This window comes from Pseudomonas bubulae (assembly GCF_037023725.1).
GTDB classification, from domain to species: domain Bacteria; phylum Pseudomonadota; class Gammaproteobacteria; order Pseudomonadales; family Pseudomonadaceae; genus Aquipseudomonas; species Aquipseudomonas bubulae.
Genome location: NZ_CP146077.1, coordinates 1,730,629 through 1,749,591, shown reverse-complemented (window position 1 = coordinate 1,749,591; position 18,963 = coordinate 1,730,629). Strand labels below are relative to the sequence as shown.

Annotated in this window: 21 protein-coding genes; all 21 read right to left on the bottom strand. The window is 58.0% G+C overall.

Features of this window, described 5'->3' with window-relative positions; all coding sequences use genetic code 11:
• Positions 1-61 precede the first annotated feature (61 nt).
• The 21 genes from V6L81_RS08145 to trmJ all read right to left on the bottom strand — a co-directional run bounded on the left by V6L81_RS08145 (position 62) and on the right by trmJ (position 18,825).
• A complete protein-coding gene (locus tag V6L81_RS08145; protein WP_095018338.1) occupies positions 62-853 on the bottom strand; it encodes an amidohydrolase in 792 nt (263 codons plus the stop codon).
• Complete coding sequence (locus V6L81_RS08140; RefSeq protein WP_095018337.1) at positions 841-1,989, bottom strand: pyridoxal phosphate-dependent aminotransferase; 1,149 nt, start codon at positions 1,987-1,989, stop codon at positions 841-843. The genes V6L81_RS08145 and V6L81_RS08140 overlap by 13 nt, the downstream gene beginning before the upstream one ends.
• A 123-nt stretch (positions 1,990-2,112) precedes the next feature.
• Positions 2,113-3,582 carry a ribosome biogenesis GTPase Der gene (gene der, locus V6L81_RS08135; protein ID WP_016779615.1) on the bottom strand — a complete coding sequence of 490 codons (1,470 nt, stop codon included), beginning with the start codon at positions 3,580-3,582 and terminating at the stop codon, positions 2,113-2,115.
• A gap of 138 nt (positions 3,583-3,720) precedes the next feature.
• Entirely contained in the window at positions 3,721-4,872 is a 1,152-nt protein-coding gene (gene bamB / locus V6L81_RS08130) for an outer membrane protein assembly factor BamB (RefSeq protein WP_095018336.1), read from the bottom strand.
• Positions 4,865-5,506, bottom strand: coding sequence for a tetratricopeptide repeat protein (locus tag V6L81_RS08125; RefSeq protein ID WP_095001464.1), 642 nt, complete (start codon positions 5,504-5,506; stop codon positions 4,865-4,867). The genes bamB and V6L81_RS08125 overlap by 8 nt, the downstream gene beginning before the upstream one ends.
• 40 nt (positions 5,507-5,546) lie before the next feature.
• Positions 5,547-6,836: a histidine--tRNA ligase gene (hisS, locus tag V6L81_RS08120; protein ID WP_095001465.1), complete on the bottom strand. Its 1,290-nt coding sequence runs from the start codon at positions 6,834-6,836 to the stop codon at positions 5,547-5,549.
• Positions 6,837-6,858: 22 nt separating this feature from the next.
• A complete protein-coding gene (ispG, locus tag V6L81_RS08115; protein ID WP_086795918.1) occupies positions 6,859-7,968 on the bottom strand; it encodes a flavodoxin-dependent (E)-4-hydroxy-3-methylbut-2-enyl-diphosphate synthase in 1,110 nt (369 codons plus the stop codon).
• A gap of 3 nt (positions 7,969-7,971) precedes the next feature.
• Positions 7,972-8,958: a RodZ family helix-turn-helix domain-containing protein gene (locus V6L81_RS08110; RefSeq protein ID WP_095020374.1), complete on the bottom strand. Its 987-nt coding sequence runs from the start codon at positions 8,956-8,958 to the stop codon at positions 7,972-7,974.
• Positions 8,958-9,716 (bottom strand): type IV pilus biogenesis/stability protein PilW, encoded by a 759-nt coding sequence (gene pilW / locus V6L81_RS08105; protein ID WP_095020373.1) that lies wholly within the window; start codon positions 9,714-9,716, stop codon positions 8,958-8,960. The genes V6L81_RS08110 and pilW overlap by 1 nt, the downstream gene beginning before the upstream one ends.
• 12 nt (positions 9,717-9,728) lie before the next feature.
• Positions 9,729-10,877, bottom strand: a complete 1,149-nt coding sequence (gene rlmN, locus V6L81_RS08100) for a 23S rRNA (adenine(2503)-C(2))-methyltransferase RlmN (protein ID WP_095001468.1) — start codon at positions 10,875-10,877, stop codon at positions 9,729-9,731.
• Positions 10,878-10,905: 28 nt separating this feature from the next.
• Positions 10,906-11,331, bottom strand: coding sequence for a nucleoside-diphosphate kinase (ndk, locus tag V6L81_RS08095; protein WP_016779608.1), 426 nt, complete (start codon positions 11,329-11,331; stop codon positions 10,906-10,908).
• Positions 11,332-11,425: 94 nt separating this feature from the next.
• On the bottom strand, positions 11,426-11,626 hold the full coding sequence (gene iscX, locus V6L81_RS08090; protein ID WP_016779607.1) for a Fe-S cluster assembly protein IscX: 201 nt from the start codon (positions 11,624-11,626) through the stop codon (positions 11,426-11,428).
• A gap of 12 nt (positions 11,627-11,638) precedes the next feature.
• Positions 11,639-11,980, bottom strand: a complete 342-nt coding sequence (gene fdx / locus V6L81_RS08085; RefSeq protein ID WP_003443365.1) for an ISC system 2Fe-2S type ferredoxin — start codon at positions 11,978-11,980, stop codon at positions 11,639-11,641.
• Between the two features lie 3 nt (positions 11,981-11,983).
• On the bottom strand, positions 11,984-13,846 hold the full coding sequence (gene hscA, locus V6L81_RS08080; protein ID WP_338660602.1) for a Fe-S protein assembly chaperone HscA: 1,863 nt from the start codon (positions 13,844-13,846) through the stop codon (positions 11,984-11,986).
• Between the two features lie 50 nt (positions 13,847-13,896).
• On the bottom strand, positions 13,897-14,418 hold the full coding sequence (gene hscB, locus V6L81_RS08075; protein WP_095001470.1) for a co-chaperone HscB: 522 nt from the start codon (positions 14,416-14,418) through the stop codon (positions 13,897-13,899).
• 8 nt (positions 14,419-14,426) lie between these two features.
• The gene (gene iscA, locus V6L81_RS08070; RefSeq protein WP_016779604.1) at positions 14,427-14,750 is read right to left on the bottom strand and encodes an iron-sulfur cluster assembly protein IscA; all 324 of its coding nucleotides are present in this window, start codon (positions 14,748-14,750) and stop codon (positions 14,427-14,429) included.
• A gap of 68 nt (positions 14,751-14,818) precedes the next feature.
• Positions 14,819-15,205 (bottom strand): Fe-S cluster assembly scaffold IscU, encoded by a 387-nt coding sequence (gene iscU, locus V6L81_RS08065; RefSeq protein WP_007929523.1) that lies wholly within the window; start codon positions 15,203-15,205, stop codon positions 14,819-14,821.
• Between the two features lie 96 nt (positions 15,206-15,301).
• Entirely contained in the window at positions 15,302-16,516 is a 1,215-nt protein-coding gene (locus V6L81_RS08060) for an IscS subfamily cysteine desulfurase (protein ID WP_019823684.1), read from the bottom strand.
• Positions 16,517-16,565: 49 nt separating this feature from the next.
• Positions 16,566-17,057 carry a Fe-S cluster assembly transcriptional regulator IscR gene (gene iscR, locus V6L81_RS08055; RefSeq protein ID WP_003443378.1) on the bottom strand — a complete coding sequence of 164 codons (492 nt, stop codon included), beginning with the start codon at positions 17,055-17,057 and terminating at the stop codon, positions 16,566-16,568.
• A 218-nt stretch (positions 17,058-17,275) separates the two neighbouring features.
• Positions 17,276-18,052 carry a serine O-acetyltransferase gene (gene cysE / locus V6L81_RS08050; RefSeq protein WP_095001471.1) on the bottom strand — a complete coding sequence of 259 codons (777 nt, stop codon included), beginning with the start codon at positions 18,050-18,052 and terminating at the stop codon, positions 17,276-17,278.
• A gap of 2 nt (positions 18,053-18,054) precedes the next feature.
• Complete coding sequence (gene trmJ / locus V6L81_RS08045) at positions 18,055-18,825, bottom strand: tRNA (cytosine(32)/uridine(32)-2'-O)-methyltransferase TrmJ (RefSeq protein WP_338660601.1); 771 nt, start codon at positions 18,823-18,825, stop codon at positions 18,055-18,057.
• Positions 18,826-18,963: the final 138 nt, after the last annotated feature.

Here is an 18,963-nt window from a genome sequence, read left to right as displayed (position 1 = left end):
GGGCAAGCCACGCTCCCACAGGTTTACGTCGTACACACAATCTGATAACTGCTTCTACAAATCAGCGCAGATCAAAACTGTCCGCATCCAGGTTGGCCGGGAAGCGCTCGCGGTAAGCACCCAATTCGCCCGCATTCAGGCTCATGGTAAATACGCCATCCGCCTCCCCTGCACTGAGCAGCGACTCGCCCTGAAAATCGAGGATATGACTGTCCCCGGTATACACCAGACCTTTGCCGTCCGTGCCCACCCGATTCACCGCCGCGACATAACACAGGTTTTCGATGGCCCGCGCCGGCAGCAAACGGTTCCAGTGCAACCGCCGCGCACCCGGCCAGTTGGCGGTGTACAGCAACAGGTCGGTGTCATGGGGGTCGCAGCTCCACACCGGGAAGCGCAGGTCATAGCAAATCAGCGGGCGAACACGCCAGCCCTTGACCTCAAACTGGACCTGACGCTCACCCGGAGTGAAATGCTCATGCTCACCGGCCATTCGGAACAGGTGGCGTTTGTCATAATGCAGCACTTCGCCATCCGGACGCGCCCACAACAGGCGGTTACGGTGGCTGCCATCCGCCGCGAGCACAATCACGCTGCCCGTCACCACGGCATTGAGCCTTTGTGCCTGCTTGCGCAGCCACTCGGTGGTCGGGCCGCTTTCGGGCTCAGCAAGGGTACTGGACTCCATGCTGAAGCCGGTGGTGAACATCTCAGGCAAGACCACCAGGTCAGCGCCAACAGCCTGCTCGAGCAGCTCGTCGAAATGATCGAAGTTGGCCTGACGGTCATGCCAGGCCAGCGTGGTTTGCACCAGCGCTACGTTTAAATCGGGTAATCCCTTTAGATCACGCATAGTTTCTCTGCTGCTTCACGCAGCGTCTCCTCGCGTTTGGCAAAACACAGTCGAACCAGCCGTTGCCCTGCGGGCGGGGCCTGGTAGAACACCGACACCGGAATGGTGGCTACACCATGCTCACGGGTCAGCCACACCGCCATGTCGACATCATTGAGGTCCGGACGAATTCGGGAGTAATCCACCAACTGGAAATACGTCCCTGCCACCGGTTTGAAAGTAAAACGCGATGGGTTCAGCAAATCACAAAACAGGTCTCGCTTGGCCTGATAAAACCCGGGCAACTCTTCAACGTGCTCGGGGTGGGCACTCATAAAGTCAGCCAATGCATATTGCAGGGGAGTGACCCCGCAAAAACTGACGTACTGGTGAACCTTGCGCAATTCGGCGGTCAGAGCCGGCGGTGCCACGACATAACCGGTTTTCCAGCCCGTAACGTGATACGTCTTGCCGAAAGAGCTGACCACGAATGCACGATCGTACAGTTCAGGATGGGACAAAACACTGACATGGGGCACGCCATCGAACACCAGGTGTTCGTACACCTCATCGCTGATGAGGTAGATATCCCGATCAGCAATCAGGCGGGCCAACTGGTCAAGCTCGGCACGGCTGATCAAGGCACCACTGGGGTTGTGCGGGCTGTTGAGAATGATCATGCGCGTGCGCGGGCTCAGCGCATCTTCAAGCTTTTGCCAGTCTATCGAAAAGTCATCCAGCCCCAACTGCACATGCACACAACGGCCACCCGCCAGTTCGACCGAAGGCTCGTAGCTGTCGTAGCACGGATCAAACACAATGACTTCATCGCCAGCATGAATCACGGCCTGAATGGCGCAGAAAATAGCCTGGGTAGCGCCGGGGGTGATGGTCACTTCAGTGTCAGCATCCACCTGTGCGCCATAGCTACGGGCGATCTTGGCCGCCACTTGCTGACGCAACGCAGGCAGGCCGGTCATTGGGGAGTACTGGTTATGGCCACTGGCAATGTGCTGGCCAACTGCATCACGCAACGCCTGCGGGCCATCGAAGTCAGGGAACCCCTGAGACAGGTTGAGTGCGCCGGTTTCTGCCGCGAGCTGCGACATGCGCGTGAAGATGGTGGTGCCGACGTTCGGCAACTTGCTGGTGATCATGGCCGTTCCCTGTTGAGTTCCCGGCACTGACTGCGGCACAGGACCCACCGAGGATAGCCCAAACGCCTGACACGAAAAAGGGTCCTTTCGGACCCTTTCTCATTACGCTTTGAGCTTGCGCGGTTAGCGCTTGTCTTTGCGATTTTTCTCGGCTTTCTTGTGGTGCGACATCATGCGACGTTTCTTGTTGACCTGACGGTCGGTCAGCGAGTTCTTGTTGCCTTCGTACGGGTTCTCGCCACCTTTGAACTCGATGCGGATCGGCGTACCGACCAGCTTCAAGACGCGACGGTAGGTGTTTTCGAGATAACGGACGTAAGACTTCGGCACCTTCTCAACCTGGTTACCGTGAATCACGATAATCGGCGGGTTGGCACCACCCAAGTGGGCATAACGCAGCTTGATCCGGCGGCTGTTGACCATCGGTGGCGCGTGCTCGCTAACCGCATCTTCCAGAATCTGGGTCAGGCGGTTGGTCGGCCAGCGGGTAACCGCCGACTTGAAGGAGTTTTGCACCGACTGGTACAGGTTACCCACGCCAGTGCCGTGCAGCGCCGAGATAAAGTGGATATCGGCGAAGTCGACGAAGAACAGGCGACGGGTCAACTCGACCTTGACGAACTCGCGCTCGCTAGGGGTCATGCCGTCCCATTTGTTGATCGCGATAACCAGAGCCCGACCGGCCTCCAGGGCAAAGCCCAACAGGTTGAGGTCGTGGTCAACCACGCCTTCACGGGCGTCCATCACAAAGATCACCACGTTGGCGTCTTTGATCGCTTGCAGGGTTTTGACCACGGAGAATTTTTCAACTTCTTCGTGGATCTTGCCGCGCTTGCGCACACCGGCGGTGTCGATCAGCGTGTACTTCTCGTCGTTACGCTCGAACGGGATGTAGATACTGTCGCGAGTGGTACCCGGTTGGTCATAGACGATTACCCGGTCTTCACCAAGCATGCGGTTAACCAGGGTCGATTTACCGACGTTCGGGCGACCGATGATTGCGATCTTGATGCCGTCTTTTTCGCTAGGGCCCGGAATGCGCTTGGCTTCCTCACCTTCGAGAACAACTTCTTCTTCGCCGTCTTCCGGCTCTTCTTCGTCACGCGGGAAGTTGCTCAGGGCAATTTCCAGCATCTGCGTGATACCACGGCCATGGGCACCGGCGATCGGGATTGCATCGCCCATACCCAGCGGCGCGAACTCGGCGCGAGCCATGTCCGGGTCGATGTTGTCGACCTTGTTGGCCACCACGTAGGAGCGCTTGTTACGTTTGCGAAGGTGTTCGCCGATCATCTGGTCAGCGGCAGTGAAACCCGCCTTTGCATCTACCAGGAACAGAACGACGTCAGCTTCTTCGATGGCCAGCAGCGACTGCTCGGCCATTTTTTCGTCCATACCGTGCTCGTCACCGGAGATACCGCCGGTGTCGACCAGAATGTAGGAACGCCCTTGCCACTTGGCCTCACCGTATTGGCGATCACGGGTCAGACCGGACAAGTCGCCGACGATGGCGTCACGAGTCCTGGTCAGGCGGTTGAACAAGGTGGACTTGCCGACGTTTGGTCGGCCCACCAGGGCGATTACGGGAACCATGCGGCTCTCCACTTCGTTATTTCAGAAAATACAAAAGCCGCTGCAAGGCAGCGGCCAGAGTTCGGAACAGCACAAATGTGCCGCAAACCTTGCCAGAGCAAGGCTGCCCGAGGCCCTAGAGCCTCAAGCATAGACGCCTTAGCGAATGGTCAGGGCTTCCAGTTTGCCGCTGTTACCAAACACGTAAATCATGTCACCGACCACCAGCGGACGTGCCCGAAGGCCATCACTGTCAACGCGGGTACGGCCCACGAAACGACCATCGACCTGGCTGAGCAGGTGCAGATAGCCTTCCATGTCACCGACTGCCACATAGCTGGAGAAGACCTCTGGAGCCGACAATTGGCGGCGTGCCAGAGCATCATTGCTCCACAGCGAGGTGGTCGAACGCTCGTCAACGCCTTCTACAGTGCCCGACGCCAGGCTGACGTAGACGCTGCCGAAACCTTGGGCGACACCTGCATAGCTGGAAGCATCACGCTGCCAGAGCACGCGACCCGATTCCATGTCCAGTGCCGCCATGCGGCCCTGGTAGCTGGCGACGTACAGTGTACCGCCAGACAACAGCAGGCCACCGTCGATATCGACAATGCGTTCAAGCTCGGAGCGACCCTGCGGGATGGCAACACGTTGCTCCCACACAGGCACGCCGTTGCGGGTATCCAGGGCGACCACTTTACCGGTCGACAAACCGCCGATGGCCAGGTGATTGGTCACCAGTGGCGCCCCCGTACCACGCAGGGTCAGCACGCCCGGCGTGCTGTCATACGTCCAGCGCTGATTGCCGGTGTCAGCATCCAGACCGATCAGACGATCGTCCTGAGTCTGTACCACCACCACATCACCGTTGGTCGCAGGAGGTGCAAGCACTTCGCTGTTAACGCGAGAGCGCCATTTTTCTTCGCCTGTGCTGGAATCCAGGGCAATCACGTCACCTTGCAAGGTGCCAAGCATGACCAGGCCATAGCCCAGGCCAACTGCGCCGGAAACAGGCAGATCGAGGTCTTTTTTCCACTCAACGTCGCCGTTCATGCGGTCCAGAGACATCACCACGCCCGTTACGTCAGCAGCGTAGATATTATTGCCTTCAACAGCCGGAACCAGCATGTTGTAGGTTTTGCCCTGACCGTCACCGATCGAGCGGCTCCACTGCTTTTGCAGCACGACTTCTTCTTTGAAGTCGGTCAGCTCCGCCGGTGGCAATTCTTTTTTGCTGTTGCTGCTGCAACCCGCGGCCAAAACGACCAGAGCCAGCAATGCTGCATGTTTCCATCGCATCACGTCACGCATCCCCTTTGGCCAGGTCATCGAGCTTGATTTGCAAGCCGCCTACTGCTGCTTCATCCGACAATCCGGCCTTGGCCTTCTCGTAGGCTGCACGCGCATCGTCAGTACGGCCCTGCTGCACCAGCAGGTCGCCCTTGAGTTCTTCACGGCTGGCCAGGAATGCCTTGTCCGAGTCGCCTTCCAGCAGCTTCAGGGCATCGTCAACCTTGCCCTGTGCGGCCAGTACCTGAGCCAGACGCTGACGCGCCACTTCGCCCAGAGTGGCATTGGCCGGCTTGTCGACAATGACTTTCAGCTCGGTAGCCGCGTCATCAAGCTTGCCGTTGTCCACCGCCACCTTGGCCACAAACAGGCCGCCAAATTGCGAATAGGCAGTGCCTGCGTATTCACTTTTCAGCTTGTTGGCCAGATCCGCCACGCGGGCCACATCCGGCTTGCCGTCAGGGGTTAGCGTGGTTTCAAGCAATTGTTGGTAGAGAACCGACGCACCTTGCGACTGATTCGCCTGATATTTGTGCCAGAGCTGCCAGCCGGACACCACTACCAGCGCAAGCAAGCCGCCAGTCAGCAGGGGTTTGCCGTTGCGCTGCCACCAGTCTTTCAACTCGCCCAGCTGATCATCTTCGTTACTCGACACCCCAACACTCCTTATTCGCTAAATCGGCTGTTTTGCAGCTTCAACCCTGCACGATGCAGGTGGCCAAGTGCTCGGCTAGAGCATCCCAGGCAATCGTTTGTTGTTCGCCCTGGCCACGCAGGGGTTTTACACCTACCACTTGCTGGGCCAATTCGTCGTCACCCAGGATCAGCGCAAACAGTGCACCGCTCTTGTCAGCCTTTTTGAACTGGCTTTTGAAGCTGCCCGCACCGGCATTGATCTGCAGGCGCAGGTTTGGCAGTTGATCACGAACGCGTTCGCTCAAAGCCAGGGCTGCCAGTTCGGCGGCTTCGCCGAAAGCACACAGGTAAACATCGACCTGACGTGCGATTTCTTCGGGGATCTGCTCAAGGGTTTCGAGCAGCAGGATCAGGCGCTCGATGCCCATGGCAAAACCGACACCGGCAGTAGGCTTGCCGCCCATCTGCTCGACCAGGCCATCATAACGACCGCCCGCACACACGGTGCCCTGGGCGCCCAGTTTGTCGGTTACCCATTCAAATACGGTCTTGCTGTAGTAGTCCAGGCCACGAACCAGCTTCGGGTTTATCGTGTACGGGATGCCGGCGGCATCGAGGCGAGCCTTGAGGCCCTCGAAATGCACGCGGGACTCTTCGTCCAGGTAGTCCACCAGTTTCGGTGCATCCACCAGAACCGCCTGGGTATCGGCGTTCTTGGTGTCGAGCACACGCAACGGGTTGGACTTGAGGCGACGCTGGCTGTCTTCGTCAAGTTCGCTCAGACGCGAGGACAAATACTCGACCAGGGCCGCACGATAGCGCGCACGGGCTTCGCTGGTGCCCAGGCTGTTGAGTTCGAGCTTGACCGCATCGCGGATACCCAGCTCGCCCCACAGGCGCCAGGTCAGCACGATCAGTTCGGCATCGATGTCCGGACCATCGAGGTTGAACACCTCGACGCCAATCTGGTGGAACTGGCGATAACGGCCTTTTTGCGGGCGCTCGTGACGGAACATCGGGCCGATGTACCACAGTTTTTGCACCTGGCCACCACCGGTGATGCCGTGCTCAAGCACCGCACGCACGCACGCCGCAGTTCCCTCAGGACGCAGCGTCAGCGAATCGCCGTTGCGGTCCTCGAAGGTGTACATCTCTTTTTCGACGATATCGGTCACTTCACCGATCGAGCGTTTGAACAGCTCGGTGAATTCGACGATTGGCATGCGGATCTGCTTGTAACCGTAGTTATCCAGCAAACGCGAAACCTTGCTCTCGAAGTAGCGCCACAGAGGCGTCTGCTCCGGCAGGATGTCGTTCATGCCACGAATGGCTTGCAAAGACTTGCTCACAATAAATCCTTTATTCGTCTGGTTAGCCGCGCGCGATAACGGCTGCGTCAGCTTCGACCTTTTCGGCCGCCTTCTGCCGGATCAGTCTTTCGAGCTCATCCACCAGATTGTCATTCGTCAGTTTCTGCGACGGCTTGCCGTCGATGTAAATCAGGTTGGGTGTACCACCGGTGAGCCCCACATGGGCTTCCTTGGCTTCGCCAGGGCCATTGACCACACAACCGATCACGGCAACATCCAGCGGCACCAGCAGGTCTTCGAGGCGAACTTCAAGTTCGTTCATGGTTTTCACCACGTCGAAGTTCTGCCGCGAGCAGCTCGGGCACGCGATAAAGTTGATGCCGCGCGAGCGCAGGTGCAAGGACTTGAGGATGTCGTAACCGACTTTTACTTCCTCAACCGGGTCTGCTGCCAGGGAGATGCGGATGGTATCGCCAATTCCTTCGGCGAGCAGCATACCTAGGCCCACGGCAGATTTCACTGTGCCTGAACGCAAACCACCGGCTTCGGTAATGCCCAGATGCAGCGGCTGGACGATTTCCTTGGCCAGCAGACGGTAGGCTTCAACCGCCATAAACACGTCGGAGGCCTTTACGCTGACCTTGAAGTCCTTGAAATTCAGGCGTTCAAGGTGTTCAACGTGGCGCAGTGCCGATTCGACCAGGGCGGCTGGCGTCGGTTCGCCGTATTTTTTTTGCAGGTCTTTTTCCAGGGAACCGGCGTTGACGCCGATTCGGATCGGAATACCGCGATCGCGGGCTGCATCAACCACCGCCCGCACACGGTCTTCGCGACCGATGTTGCCCGGGTTGATGCGCAGGCAGTCCACACCCAACTCTGCAACGCGCAGGGCGATGCGGTAATCGAAGTGAATGTCGGCGACCAATGGCACCTTGACCAGTTGCTTGATCCGGCCAAAAGCTTCGGCTGCGTCCATATCCGGCACGGAAACCCGCACGATATCGACACCCGCGGCTTCCAGGCGGTTGATTTGCGCAACGGTTGCAGCGACGTCATTGGTGTCACTGTTGGTCATGCTCTGCACAGCAATAGGGGCATCGCCACCTACAGGTACATTACCGACCCAGATTTTGCGCGATTCGCGACGTTTGATTGGTGATTCGCCGTGCATGACTTATTGACCCAACTTCAGACGAGCAGTCTCGCCACTGGTGAAAGGAGCGACATCCACAGGCTGGCCGTTATAGCTGACCTGGGCACCGCGGGCATAGCCCAGGCGCAAGCTCAGGGGTGGCTTGCCGCTCACTTCTAGATTTTCGCCCTTGCGCTTCAAGCCACCAAACAGCACTTTGCCCGTGCCGTCGGTCACTTGAGTCCAGCAATCAGCGGTGTATTGCACGCTCACTTTGCCAGCACCGGCAACCGGGGCGGCAGTGTCGGGCGCAGGCGCGGTGGACGTAACAGGTGCCACTACTGGCGCAACTGGCGCAACAGCAGCAGGTACTGGCTGTACCGGAACGGCAACGGGTGCCTGGGGCTCGGCAGCGGGAGCACCCGGCAGTGCCAGTGCCGTGGTCGCGCCCTGCTCCGGCGCCGATTCGGCCGCCAGAGGTGTTTCGCCTTCGGCCTTGGCCTCGGCTACTGCCTGATCTTCAGGTTCGTCCAGCGGGTGGATGCGGGTTGTGCCGTCAGCCCCTTCGACTTCGACGTGTTCCGGAGCAAGACCAATCAGGTCCTTGGCGCGCATGGACGTCTGGTCTTGCCACCAGATAAAACCGCCTCCGACCACGGCGATCAACAGCAACAGGCTGACGATACGCAAAATGGTATGCGACACGCGCACCGGCTCTTCTATGCGACCCAGGCTGTGCACGTTGCTGCCGTTGGCATCAGTGCCGGTGTACAGGTCAAATTCACGCACAAGGGCGGCCTGGTCCATACCCAGCAATTTGGCATAGGCCCGGATATAGCCCCGGGCAAAGGTATGCCCAGGCAGTTTGTCGAACGCGCCCGTTTCAAGGTTGCTCAGGGAGCTGGCCGTGAGGTTGAGTTTCAAGGCGACTTCAGCCAGCGTCCAGCCATTGTTTTCACGGGCCTGACGCAGAGTCTCACCGGGATTGACACGAGTCGCTGCTAGAACTTCGGGTTGCGCCGCTTTCATCATTGCTCCGACAGGTATTGCTGATATTCCGGCGTGCCGGGATAGAGTCGTTTTAGTTGCTGGCCATGGTTGGCAGTTGGGGTGCGGTCATCGAAAACACTCGCCAGTCGCGCACCGAGCAATAGACTACGTGCATTTTGCCCGCTAAGCAGGCTAAAACGATCGTAAAAGTCACGCGCCGTTACATATTGTTTGTCCTGATAAGCCATCTCGGCCATTTCAAGCAACGCACGGGGTTGTCGAGGGTTCAGGCGCAGTGCTTTTTCAAGCTGCTGGCGCCCCGCTTCAGGTTGCCCCAACTCAAGTGACGTTATACCCAGATTTTCGTAGATGCGGGAGCGTTCCGGATAAAGGTTGTCTGCTGCCGCCTTTTGAAACTGCACGCTGGCCTCCTGATAGCGCTGACGCTCAAACAGGAAACTGCCGTAATTATTGAGGATCCGGGCATCAGCAGGCCGACCGTTCAACGCAGTACGGAATGCCTGCTCGGCCAGGGCAAACTCCATTTCGGCCTGAAACACCAAGGCCAGTGCGGCGTTGGTGTCCGGGTCGGTCTTGTCGAGCTCAAGGGCCTTGCGCAAAGGGACTTTGGCCTGCTCGGTCATCCCTTGCTGCAAATAGCCCAGACCCAGCTGAACATACGCCTGACGCGCCTCGTTACGCCCTTTGTCGCCAGCCATCGGGCTTGAATCGCCCGATGACACGCAGCCAGCCAAAAAGCTGACCAAAACGACCGGGAGCGCAGCGCGCAGGATCATGGATGTCCTCTCTCAGGGCGCAGAGGCAGCGTTTTGCGCTGTATCGGCGTCAGCACTGAGCTCACGCGCCGCGATCAGGCGCGAACTGCGGCGGGTACGGTCATTGACCTGACCTACCAGCTGCCCGCACGCCGCATCGATGTCTTCACCACGGGTGGTGCGCACGGTCACGTTGTAGCCAGCCTGCTGCAACAGCTCCTGGAAACGGCGAATGGCATTGTTGCTCGGGCGCTCATAGCCAGAATGCGGGAACGGATTGAACGGGATCAGGTTGATCTTGCACGGTGTGTCTTTAAGCAGCTCGATCATTTCGCGGGCGTGATCGACATGGTCGTTCACATCCTTGAGCAAGGTGTACTCAACGGTCAGCACGCGCTTTTCGCCCAGGGTCGCCATATAGCGACGGCAGGAATCAAGCAGCATGGCCAGCGGGTACTTCTTGTTGATCGGCACCAATTGACTACGCAGTTCGTCGTTAGGTGCGTGCAGCGACAATGCCAGCGAAACGTCAATGTGCTTGGCCAGCTCATCGATCATCGGCACCACGCCGGAGGTAGACAGGGTGACACGGCGCTTGGAGATGCCGTAGCCCAGGTCATCCATCATCAGGTGCATGGCAGAAATGACATTGTCGAAGTTCAGCAGCGGTTCGCCCATGCCCATCATCACCACGTTGGTGATGGCGCGGTCGATGGTTGCCGGAACGCTGCCAAAGGATTTGTTGGCAATCCACACCTGGCCGATCACTTCGGCGGCGGTGAGGTTGCTGTTGAAGCCTTGCTTGCCGGTGGAGCAGAAACTGCAGTCCAGGGCACAGCCAGCCTGGGACGAAACGCACAGGGTGCCACGTTTGCCCGAGGGAATATAAACGGTCTCGACGCAGCTGCCGGACTCTACGCGTACCACCCACTTACGGGTGCCATCGCTGGAGATGTCCTCGCTGACGACTTCGGGTCCACGAACCTCAGCAATGGCCTTGAGCTTGTCGCGCAAAGCCTTGCTGACGTTAGTCATGGCGTCGAAATCATCGACGCCAAAGTGGTGAATCCACTTCATGACCTGACCGGCACGGAAACGCTTCTCCCCGATTGAGTCGAAGAATTTCTCCATTTCCGGTTGAGTCAAACCCAACAGGTTGGTTTTGCCAGTCGTTGCAATCATGTCTTCACCCTCACTCACAAGCCAATACTTAGCGAGTGGTTACTTCAGTAGCTGCGAAAAAGTACGAGATTTCACGAGCAGCAGCGGCTTCAGAGTCGGAACCGTGAACAGCGTTTGCGTCGATGGATTCAGCGAAATCAGCACGGATAGTGCCGGCAGCTGCTTCTTTAGGGTTGGTAGCGCCCATCAGCTCGCGGTTCAGAGCGATAGCGTTTTCGCCTTCCAGAACCTGAACAACAACAGGACCGGAGATCATGAAAGCAACCAGGTCGCCGAAGAAGCCGCGCTCGCTGTGCTCAGCGTAGAAGCCTTCAGCTTCAGCTTTGGACAGTTGCTTCAGTTTGGAAGCTACAACCTTCAGGCCAGCGTCTTCGAAACGGGTAACGATCTTGCCGATAACGTTTTTAGCAACGGCGTCAGGCTTGATGATGGAGAAAGTACGTTGAACAGCCATGGTGTAACTCCAGAAACAGTGATTTAAGCGAAAAATTAAACCCGCGAATTATACGCGGGTTCTTGGGTATTGCATAATTACGTGCGTTGCAAGCTTAGTCGGCTTCTTCGATCCACAAACCCTGAATGGCTTCGAGCACCTTCTCTCCGCCGCGATCAGGGATATCGTCGAACTCCGGCAGCGCCATGACCAGATTGCGCAGCGTGACGAAATTCACCGAGAGCGGATCGACATCCGGGTGAGCTTCAGCCAGCTGGATCGCGATTTCCTGTACATCAACCCATTTAAGGCTCATGCCAATTCCTTATCAGTGCGGCGCTTCGGCAGCATGGTTGAGCGAGTATTTCGGAATCTCGACGGTGATGTCTTCAGTACCAACGCGGGCCTGACAGCTCAGGCGCGAAGTCGCTTCCAGACCCCATGCTCTATCAAGATAGTCCTCTTCCAGCTCGTCAGCTTCGTTCAACGAGTCGAAACCCTCGCGAATCACGCAATGACAAGTGGTGCAGGCACAAACACCACCGCAGGCACTTTCGATTTCAATGTGGTTGTCGTGGGCCACTTCGAGAATGGTCTTGCCGGTCTCAGCCTCTACAACCATACCGTCCGGGCAGTGCTCGGCGTGTGGCAGAAAAATGATCTGCGGCATCAGTTATTCCTCGATTTCATTCAGGTTGCGACCCGACAAAGCGGCCTTGACGGTCAAGTCCATGCGACGGGCTGCAAAGGCATCGGTCACTTGCGACAGACGCTTGGTCTGCTGCTCGATGGCGTAACCATCGGTGCCTTTCAACAATTCGGACAGTTCCTGCATCTGCAGCTCGATCACCATGCGCTCTTCGGCATCCAGCAAACGCTCGCCATCGACTTCAAGGGCTGCTTGCACGGCCTCGATCAGACGCTGGGCATCCACCTGCTGTTCACGCAATACGCGGGCGACCTTGTCGTCGCTGGCGTACTGGAACGAATCCTTGAGCATTTTGGCGATTTCGCCGTCGGTCAGGCCGTAGGAAGGCTTGACCTGGATATTGGCTTCAACACCTGAACCCAGCTCGCGGGCCGACACACTGAGCAAACCGTCGGCATCGACCTGGAAGGTCACGCGAATTTTTGCGGCACCGGCCACCATCGGCGGGATGCCACGCAATTCAAAGCGCGCCAGGGAGCGGCAATCGCTGATCAGCTCGCGCTCACCCTGCAGCACATGAATCATCATGGCCGTCTGACCATCTTTATAGGTGGTGAAATCCTGCGCGCGCGCCACCGGAATCGTGGTGTTGCGCGGAATAACCTTTTCCATCAAGCCACCCATGGTCTCCAGACCAAGGGACAACGGAATCACATCAAGCAGAAGCAGCTCGCCGCCATCGCGCTTGTTGCCGGCCAGGGTATCAGCCTGGATCGCAGCACCAATGGCAACCACTTGATCCGGGTCGATATCGGTCAGGGGCTCGCGACCAAACATCTGAGCCACCGCTTCACGCACACGAGGTACACGGGTCGAACCACCCACCATGACGACGGCCTGGACGTCTTCAATCTCGATATTGGCGTCGCGCACAGCACGGCGACAAGCCTTGAGGCTGCGCGCAACCATTGGCTCGATCATGGCGTCGAAGGCTTCACGGGTCAGCTCGGACTGCCAGCCACCAAAGGCAACCGTCACCGAGGACGCATCGGTCAGCGCTTCTTTTGCAGCGCAGGCAGCCTGCAGCAAGGTGCGCTGCGTGCCTGGATCAAGGTCGGCAGACAATCCGGCCTGCTCGACCATCCAGCTGGCAATCGCATGATCGAAGTCATCGCCACCCAGCGCGCTGTCGCCGCCGGTAGCCAAGACTTCAAACACACCGCCGGTCAGGCGCAGGATCGAGATATCGAACGTACCCCCACCCAGATCATAGATAGCCACCACGCCTTCAGCCGACTGGTCCAGGCCATAGGCCACGGCGGCCGCTGTCGGCTCATTGAGCAGGCGCAGCACATTCAGACCAGCCAGTTTGGCCGCGTCTTTAGTGGCCTGGCGCTGAGCGTCATCGAAATAGGCCGGGACCGTAATCACCGCCCCCACCAATTCACCACCCAGGGTCTTTTCGGCGCGCTCACGCAGCACCTTCAAGATTTCGGCAGACACTTCAACCGGGCTTTTAGGGCCTTGCACCGTGTCAATAAACGGCATGTGCGACTCACCGCCGACAAAGCGGTAAGGCAACTGCTCGCCCAACTGCTTGACGTCGGACAGACCACGTCCCATCAAGCGCTTGACCGACAGCACGGTATTGAACGGGTCGCTGGAGGCTGCCAGACGTGCCGACTCGCCTACCTCGACGCGATCAGCGTGATAGCGCACGGCAGACGGCAAAATGACATAGCCATTGGCATCGGCCAGAGGCTCGGAAAGGCCGCTGCGTAAAGCAGCGACCAGCGAATTGGTAGTGCCCAAGTCGATCCCCACAGCCAGACGTCGCTGGTGCGGTTGAGGACTTTGGCCGGGTTCGGCGATCTGCAGTAGGGCCATCGTAATCAGGACTTATCTGTAATCAGGCGTGCCATCAGGGAAGCACGGAGTTAATCGTCGAGGCGCTCTTCTAGCTGGCGCACTTCGTAAGTTAGCTTGTCGAGGAACTGCATGCGGCGCATCAGGCGTTCAGCCTGCTCACGCTGCGCAGCATCATCCCAACACGCTGCGAAGCTGTCGTTCAGGTGTTCCTGAGCGACTTTCAGTCGACGCTTGAATGCTGCAATACCGGCCATATCGGCGCTGTCATGCAAATCTTCAAGTTCTTCGCGCCACTGCATCTGCTGCATCAGGAACTCGGGATCGTGCACCGTGACTTCCAGCGGCAACTCGCCCCCCTTCAGCGCAAGCAGGTAACGCGCACGCTTGGCAGGGCTTTTGAGCGTCTGGTAGGCCTCATTGAGGCTGGCGGACTGCTCCAGCGCCAGGCGCTGCTCGCGCTCGGAAGCATCGGCAAACCGATCCGGGTGAACACCACGCGCCAGCTCTCGATAGCGCACAGCCAGCTGATCGAGGTCCAGATTGAAACCCGGTTGCAGCTCAAACAAAGCAAAATGACAAGGAGTACCCACGATCAGCCTCAGATATTGAAGCTTTCGCCGCAGCCACATTCACCGCGCACGTTAGGGTTATTGAACTTGAAGCCCTCATTGAGGCCTTCCTTGACGAAATCCAGTTCGGTGCCGTCAAGATAGGTCAGGCTTTTCGGATCAATGATCACTTTTTCGCCATGGGTTTCGAAGACCTGGTCTTCTTCACCTACTTCATCGACAAACTCCAGCACATAGGCAAGACCGGAACAGCCCGTGGTGCGAACACCCAGACGAATCCCCTCACCTTTGCCGCGCCCATCAAGGGAGCGGCGAATGTGTCGCGCAGCCGCTTCTGTCATGCTGATAGCCATCGTGACTCCTTACCTTTTGCCAGTTTCTTCACCTTGCCTGCGCCACTTGCGGGCGCAAGCAGTACGGATCAGATCAAACCTTTCTTCTGCTTGTAATCGCGAACAGCAGCCTTGATGGCGTCTTCAGCGAGTACCGAGCAGTGAATTTTTACCGGCGGCAAAGCCAGTTCTTCAGCCAGCTGAGTGTTCTTGATGGTCTCTGCTTCATCCAGAGTTTTGCCTTTCATCCACTCGGTCGCCAGGGAGCTGGAAGCGATTGCCGAACCGCAACCATAGGTCTTGAACTTGGCATCTTCAATGATGCCCTGCTCGTTGACCTTGATTTGCAGGCGCATTACGTCGCCGCACGCAGGGGCGCCGACCATGCCGGTGCCGACATCCGGGTCTTCCGCGTTCATCTTGCCGACGTTGCGCGGGTTTTCGTAGTGGTCGATGACCTTTTCGCTGTAAGCCATGGTACTAATCCTCACTCATCAGAGAGTCGCTCTTGAGACGCTGTAAAAGCTGCTGTTCGCTGCGCTTACAGCGTCTACTTACGGCGACTTAAATTGTTAGTGCGCCGCCCATTCGATTTTCGAGATGTCGATGCCGTCTTTGTACATGTCCCACAGCGGCGACAGGGCGCGCAGCTTGGTAACAGCCTCGCAAACCTTCTGCGCGGCGTAATCGATTTCTTCTTCGGTGGTGAAACGGCCGAAGGTAAAGCGGATGGAGCTGTGAGCCAGCTCGTCATTGCGGCCCAGGGCGCGCAATACGTAGGACGGCTCGAGGGAAGCAGAAGTACAGGCCGAACCGGACGACACAGCCAGATCCTTGAGCGCCATGATCAGCGACTCGCCTTCAACGTAGTTGAAGCTCAGGTTCAGGTTGTGCGGAACGCGGTGGACCATGCTGCCGTTGACGTACAGTTCTTCAAGGTGTTCAACCTGCTTGAAGAAACGGTCGCTCAACGCCTTGATACGGATGTTCTCTGCAGCCATTTCTTCTTTGGCGATCTGGAACGCTTCGCCCATGCCCACGATCTGGTGGGTGGCCAGGGTACCCGAACGCATGCCGCGCTCGTGACCGCCGCCGTGCATGGCTGCTTCAATACGCACCCGAGGCTTGCGGCTTACGTACAGTGCGCCGATGCCTTTAGGGCCGTAGGTTTTGTGCGCCGAGAACGACATCATGTCGACCTTCAGCTTGGCCAGGTCGATTTCAACCTTGCCGGTGGACTGTGCCGCATCGACATGGAACAACACGCCGCGCGAGCGAGTCAGCTCACCAATGGCAGCGATATCGTTGATGGTGCCGATTTCGTTGTTCACGTGCATGATCGAAACCAGGATGGTGTCGTCGCGCATCGCGGCTTCAACCATGGCCGGCGTTACCAGGCCATCGGTGCCCGGCTCGATATAGGTCACTTCAAAGCCTTCACGCTCAAGCTGACGCATGGTGTCGAGAACGGCCTTGTGCTCGATCTTGTCGGTGATCAGGTGCTTGCCCTTGGTGGCATAGAAGTGCGCTGCACCTTTGATTGCCAGGTTGTTGGCCTCGGTCGCACCGGAGGTCCAGACAATTTCACGGGGGTCAGCGTTAACCAGGTCAGCAACCTGACGACGCCCGTTCTCAACCGCTTCTTCAGCTTTCCAGCCGAACACGTGAGAGCGCGAAGCCGGGTTACCGAAGTTCCCGTCAACCAGCAAGCAGTCGCTCATTTTTTGAGCAACACGCGGATCAACCGGGGTAGTGGCTGAGTAATCGAGGTAAATTGGCAACTTCATGGACTATCTCCTAAATCAGGCTGGCTGGCGCACCGTCGTTTTTATGCAATCACTCGACGGCGGACGCTTCGATCTTATCCAGGTGCGGCGCCTTGCCATTACAGCGGCGCTGATCCTGACGCTGGGCTACTTCTTGTACCTCACGGCGAGTGACAAGGTCAGCCAAGCTGATACCGCTGAGAAAATCGTGTATTTGCAGGCTGAGGTCGCACCACAGGTGGTGGGTCAGGCAGGTGTCGCCGGCATGGCAGTCGCCAAGGCCCTGGCAACGCGTGGCATCGACGGACTCGTTCACGGCATCGATCACCTGAGCTACCTGGATGCCCTGCATGTCGCGTGACAGCTGATAGCCGCCACCCGGGCCACGCACACTGGAAACCAGACTGCTGCGGCGCAATTTGGCAAACAGTTGCTCAAGGTAGGAAAGCGAGATGCCTTGGCGCTCGGAAATATCGGCCAGGGACACCGGCCCGTGCTGTGCGTGCAACGCCAAATCGAGCATTGCAGTTACGGCGTAACGGCCTTTTGTAGTCAGTCTCATGGACAGGTACCACGGAATTCGGAATGGAAGCGAGTATGCTATTCCCGACTATTTAAGTCAACTATTAGACCTAGTACTTTAGTCGGGATTACCCGCAAAAGAGCGCGCGCATTGTAGCAGGGTCTGCGGCGTAATGGCACATGACACACATCTGGTGGCAGCGGGTTTGCTCGCGATGGCGCCATCGCGAGCAGGCTCGCTCCCACAGCACCCAGAATCTAGACCGCCGTGCTTTCGTCCTTGCCCTTGACGCAGGCGAAGTCTTCTTCGCGCAGCTCAGGCAGCTCTTTCGCACAGTAAGGGCTGCCCAAATCCTTGAGCGCGCCACACATACCATCCAGCTTGCCATCGACCGCCTGCAGATGATCCAGCAACTGGCCAATGGCCCGCGCCACCGGATCCGGCATATCTTCACTGACACCGTATGCGTCAAAACCGATTTTCTCAGCCATTGCCTTGCGCTTGGCCTCGGTTTCATCGTCATTCTTGATAATGATGCGCCCCGGAATACCCACTACGGTCGCGCCCGGCGGCACAGCCTTGGTCACAACCGCATTGGAACCGACCTTGGCCCCCGCCCCGACAGTGAACGGCCCCAATACCTTGGCGCCCGCCCCTACCACGACACCATTTTCCAGAGTGGGGTGGCGCTTGCCCTTGTTCCAGCTCGTACCCCCCAGGGTCACACCCTGATACAGGGTCACGTCATCCCCGATTTCGGCGGTTTCACCAATCACGATACCCATCCCGTGATCAATAAAGAAACGACGCCCAACCTTGGCCCCCGGGTGAATTTCAATCCCGGTCAGCCAGCGCCCGAAGTTGGACACCAGACGAGCCAGCCACTTCCAGCCAGCCTGCCACAACAGCGCCGACAAGCGGTGAATCCAGATCGCATGCATCCCCGGGTAGCACGTCAGCACTTCAAAAGCATTACGGGCTGCAGGATCACGGTGAAACACACTTTGGATATCTTCACGCAGACGCTCGAACATCATTAATCCTTGCGCTTGAGCAGCTCGCCACGGGCTGCTTTTTGGGTTTCGGTGAGAATGCCACGCAAAATATTCATCTCGGCACGACTGACAGCACTGCGACCGTAGAGCCGACGCAGACGCGCCATGAGGTGGCGCGGCTTTTCCGGATCCATGAATTCGATAGCTACCAGGGTTTGCTCCAGATGCTCATAAAAGCGCTCCAGCTCATCCATGGTGGCCAGCTCGCCACTCTTGGTGGACGCCACCTCTTCTTTCTCGACCTTGCTCGGCTGCCCCTGGGCCGCCAGCCAGGCCATGCGGATCTCGTAACTGAGCACCTGCACGGCCGCGCCGAGGTTCAGGGAGCTGAATTCGGAATCAGAGGGGATATGCACATGGAAGTGACAACGCTGCAACTCGTCATTGGTCAGACCGGAGTCTTCACGACCGAACACCAGCGCGATTTCCGCACCCTGGGCCGCCTCTGCAACCACTTTCTGCCCGCACTCGCGCGGATCCAGCAGCGGCCAGGGGATACGACGGTCGCGGGCACTGGTACCCAGCACCAGATTGCAGCCCACCAGGGCATCTTCAAGGGTCGCGACAACCTGTGCATTTTCCAGAATGTCACCGGCGCCCGAGGCGCGCGCGTCAGCCTCATGGTGCGGGAACACCCTCGGCTCAACCAGAACCAGCCGCGACAACCCCATGTTTTTCATGGCACGCGCAGCACCGCCGATGTTCCCGGGATGGCTGGTATTGACCAGAACGACACGAATATTAGGCAGCAAAGGAAGCGCTCACAGACCAGCAAAAGGGAGCAAATCTTACCTAAGCAAAACGTCATAAGCTACGAAAGCTAACGCAAACCTTCATCTACCAAAGTTTTCTGATAGAATATTCGGCTTTCTTTAACAACCTTAGGTGAA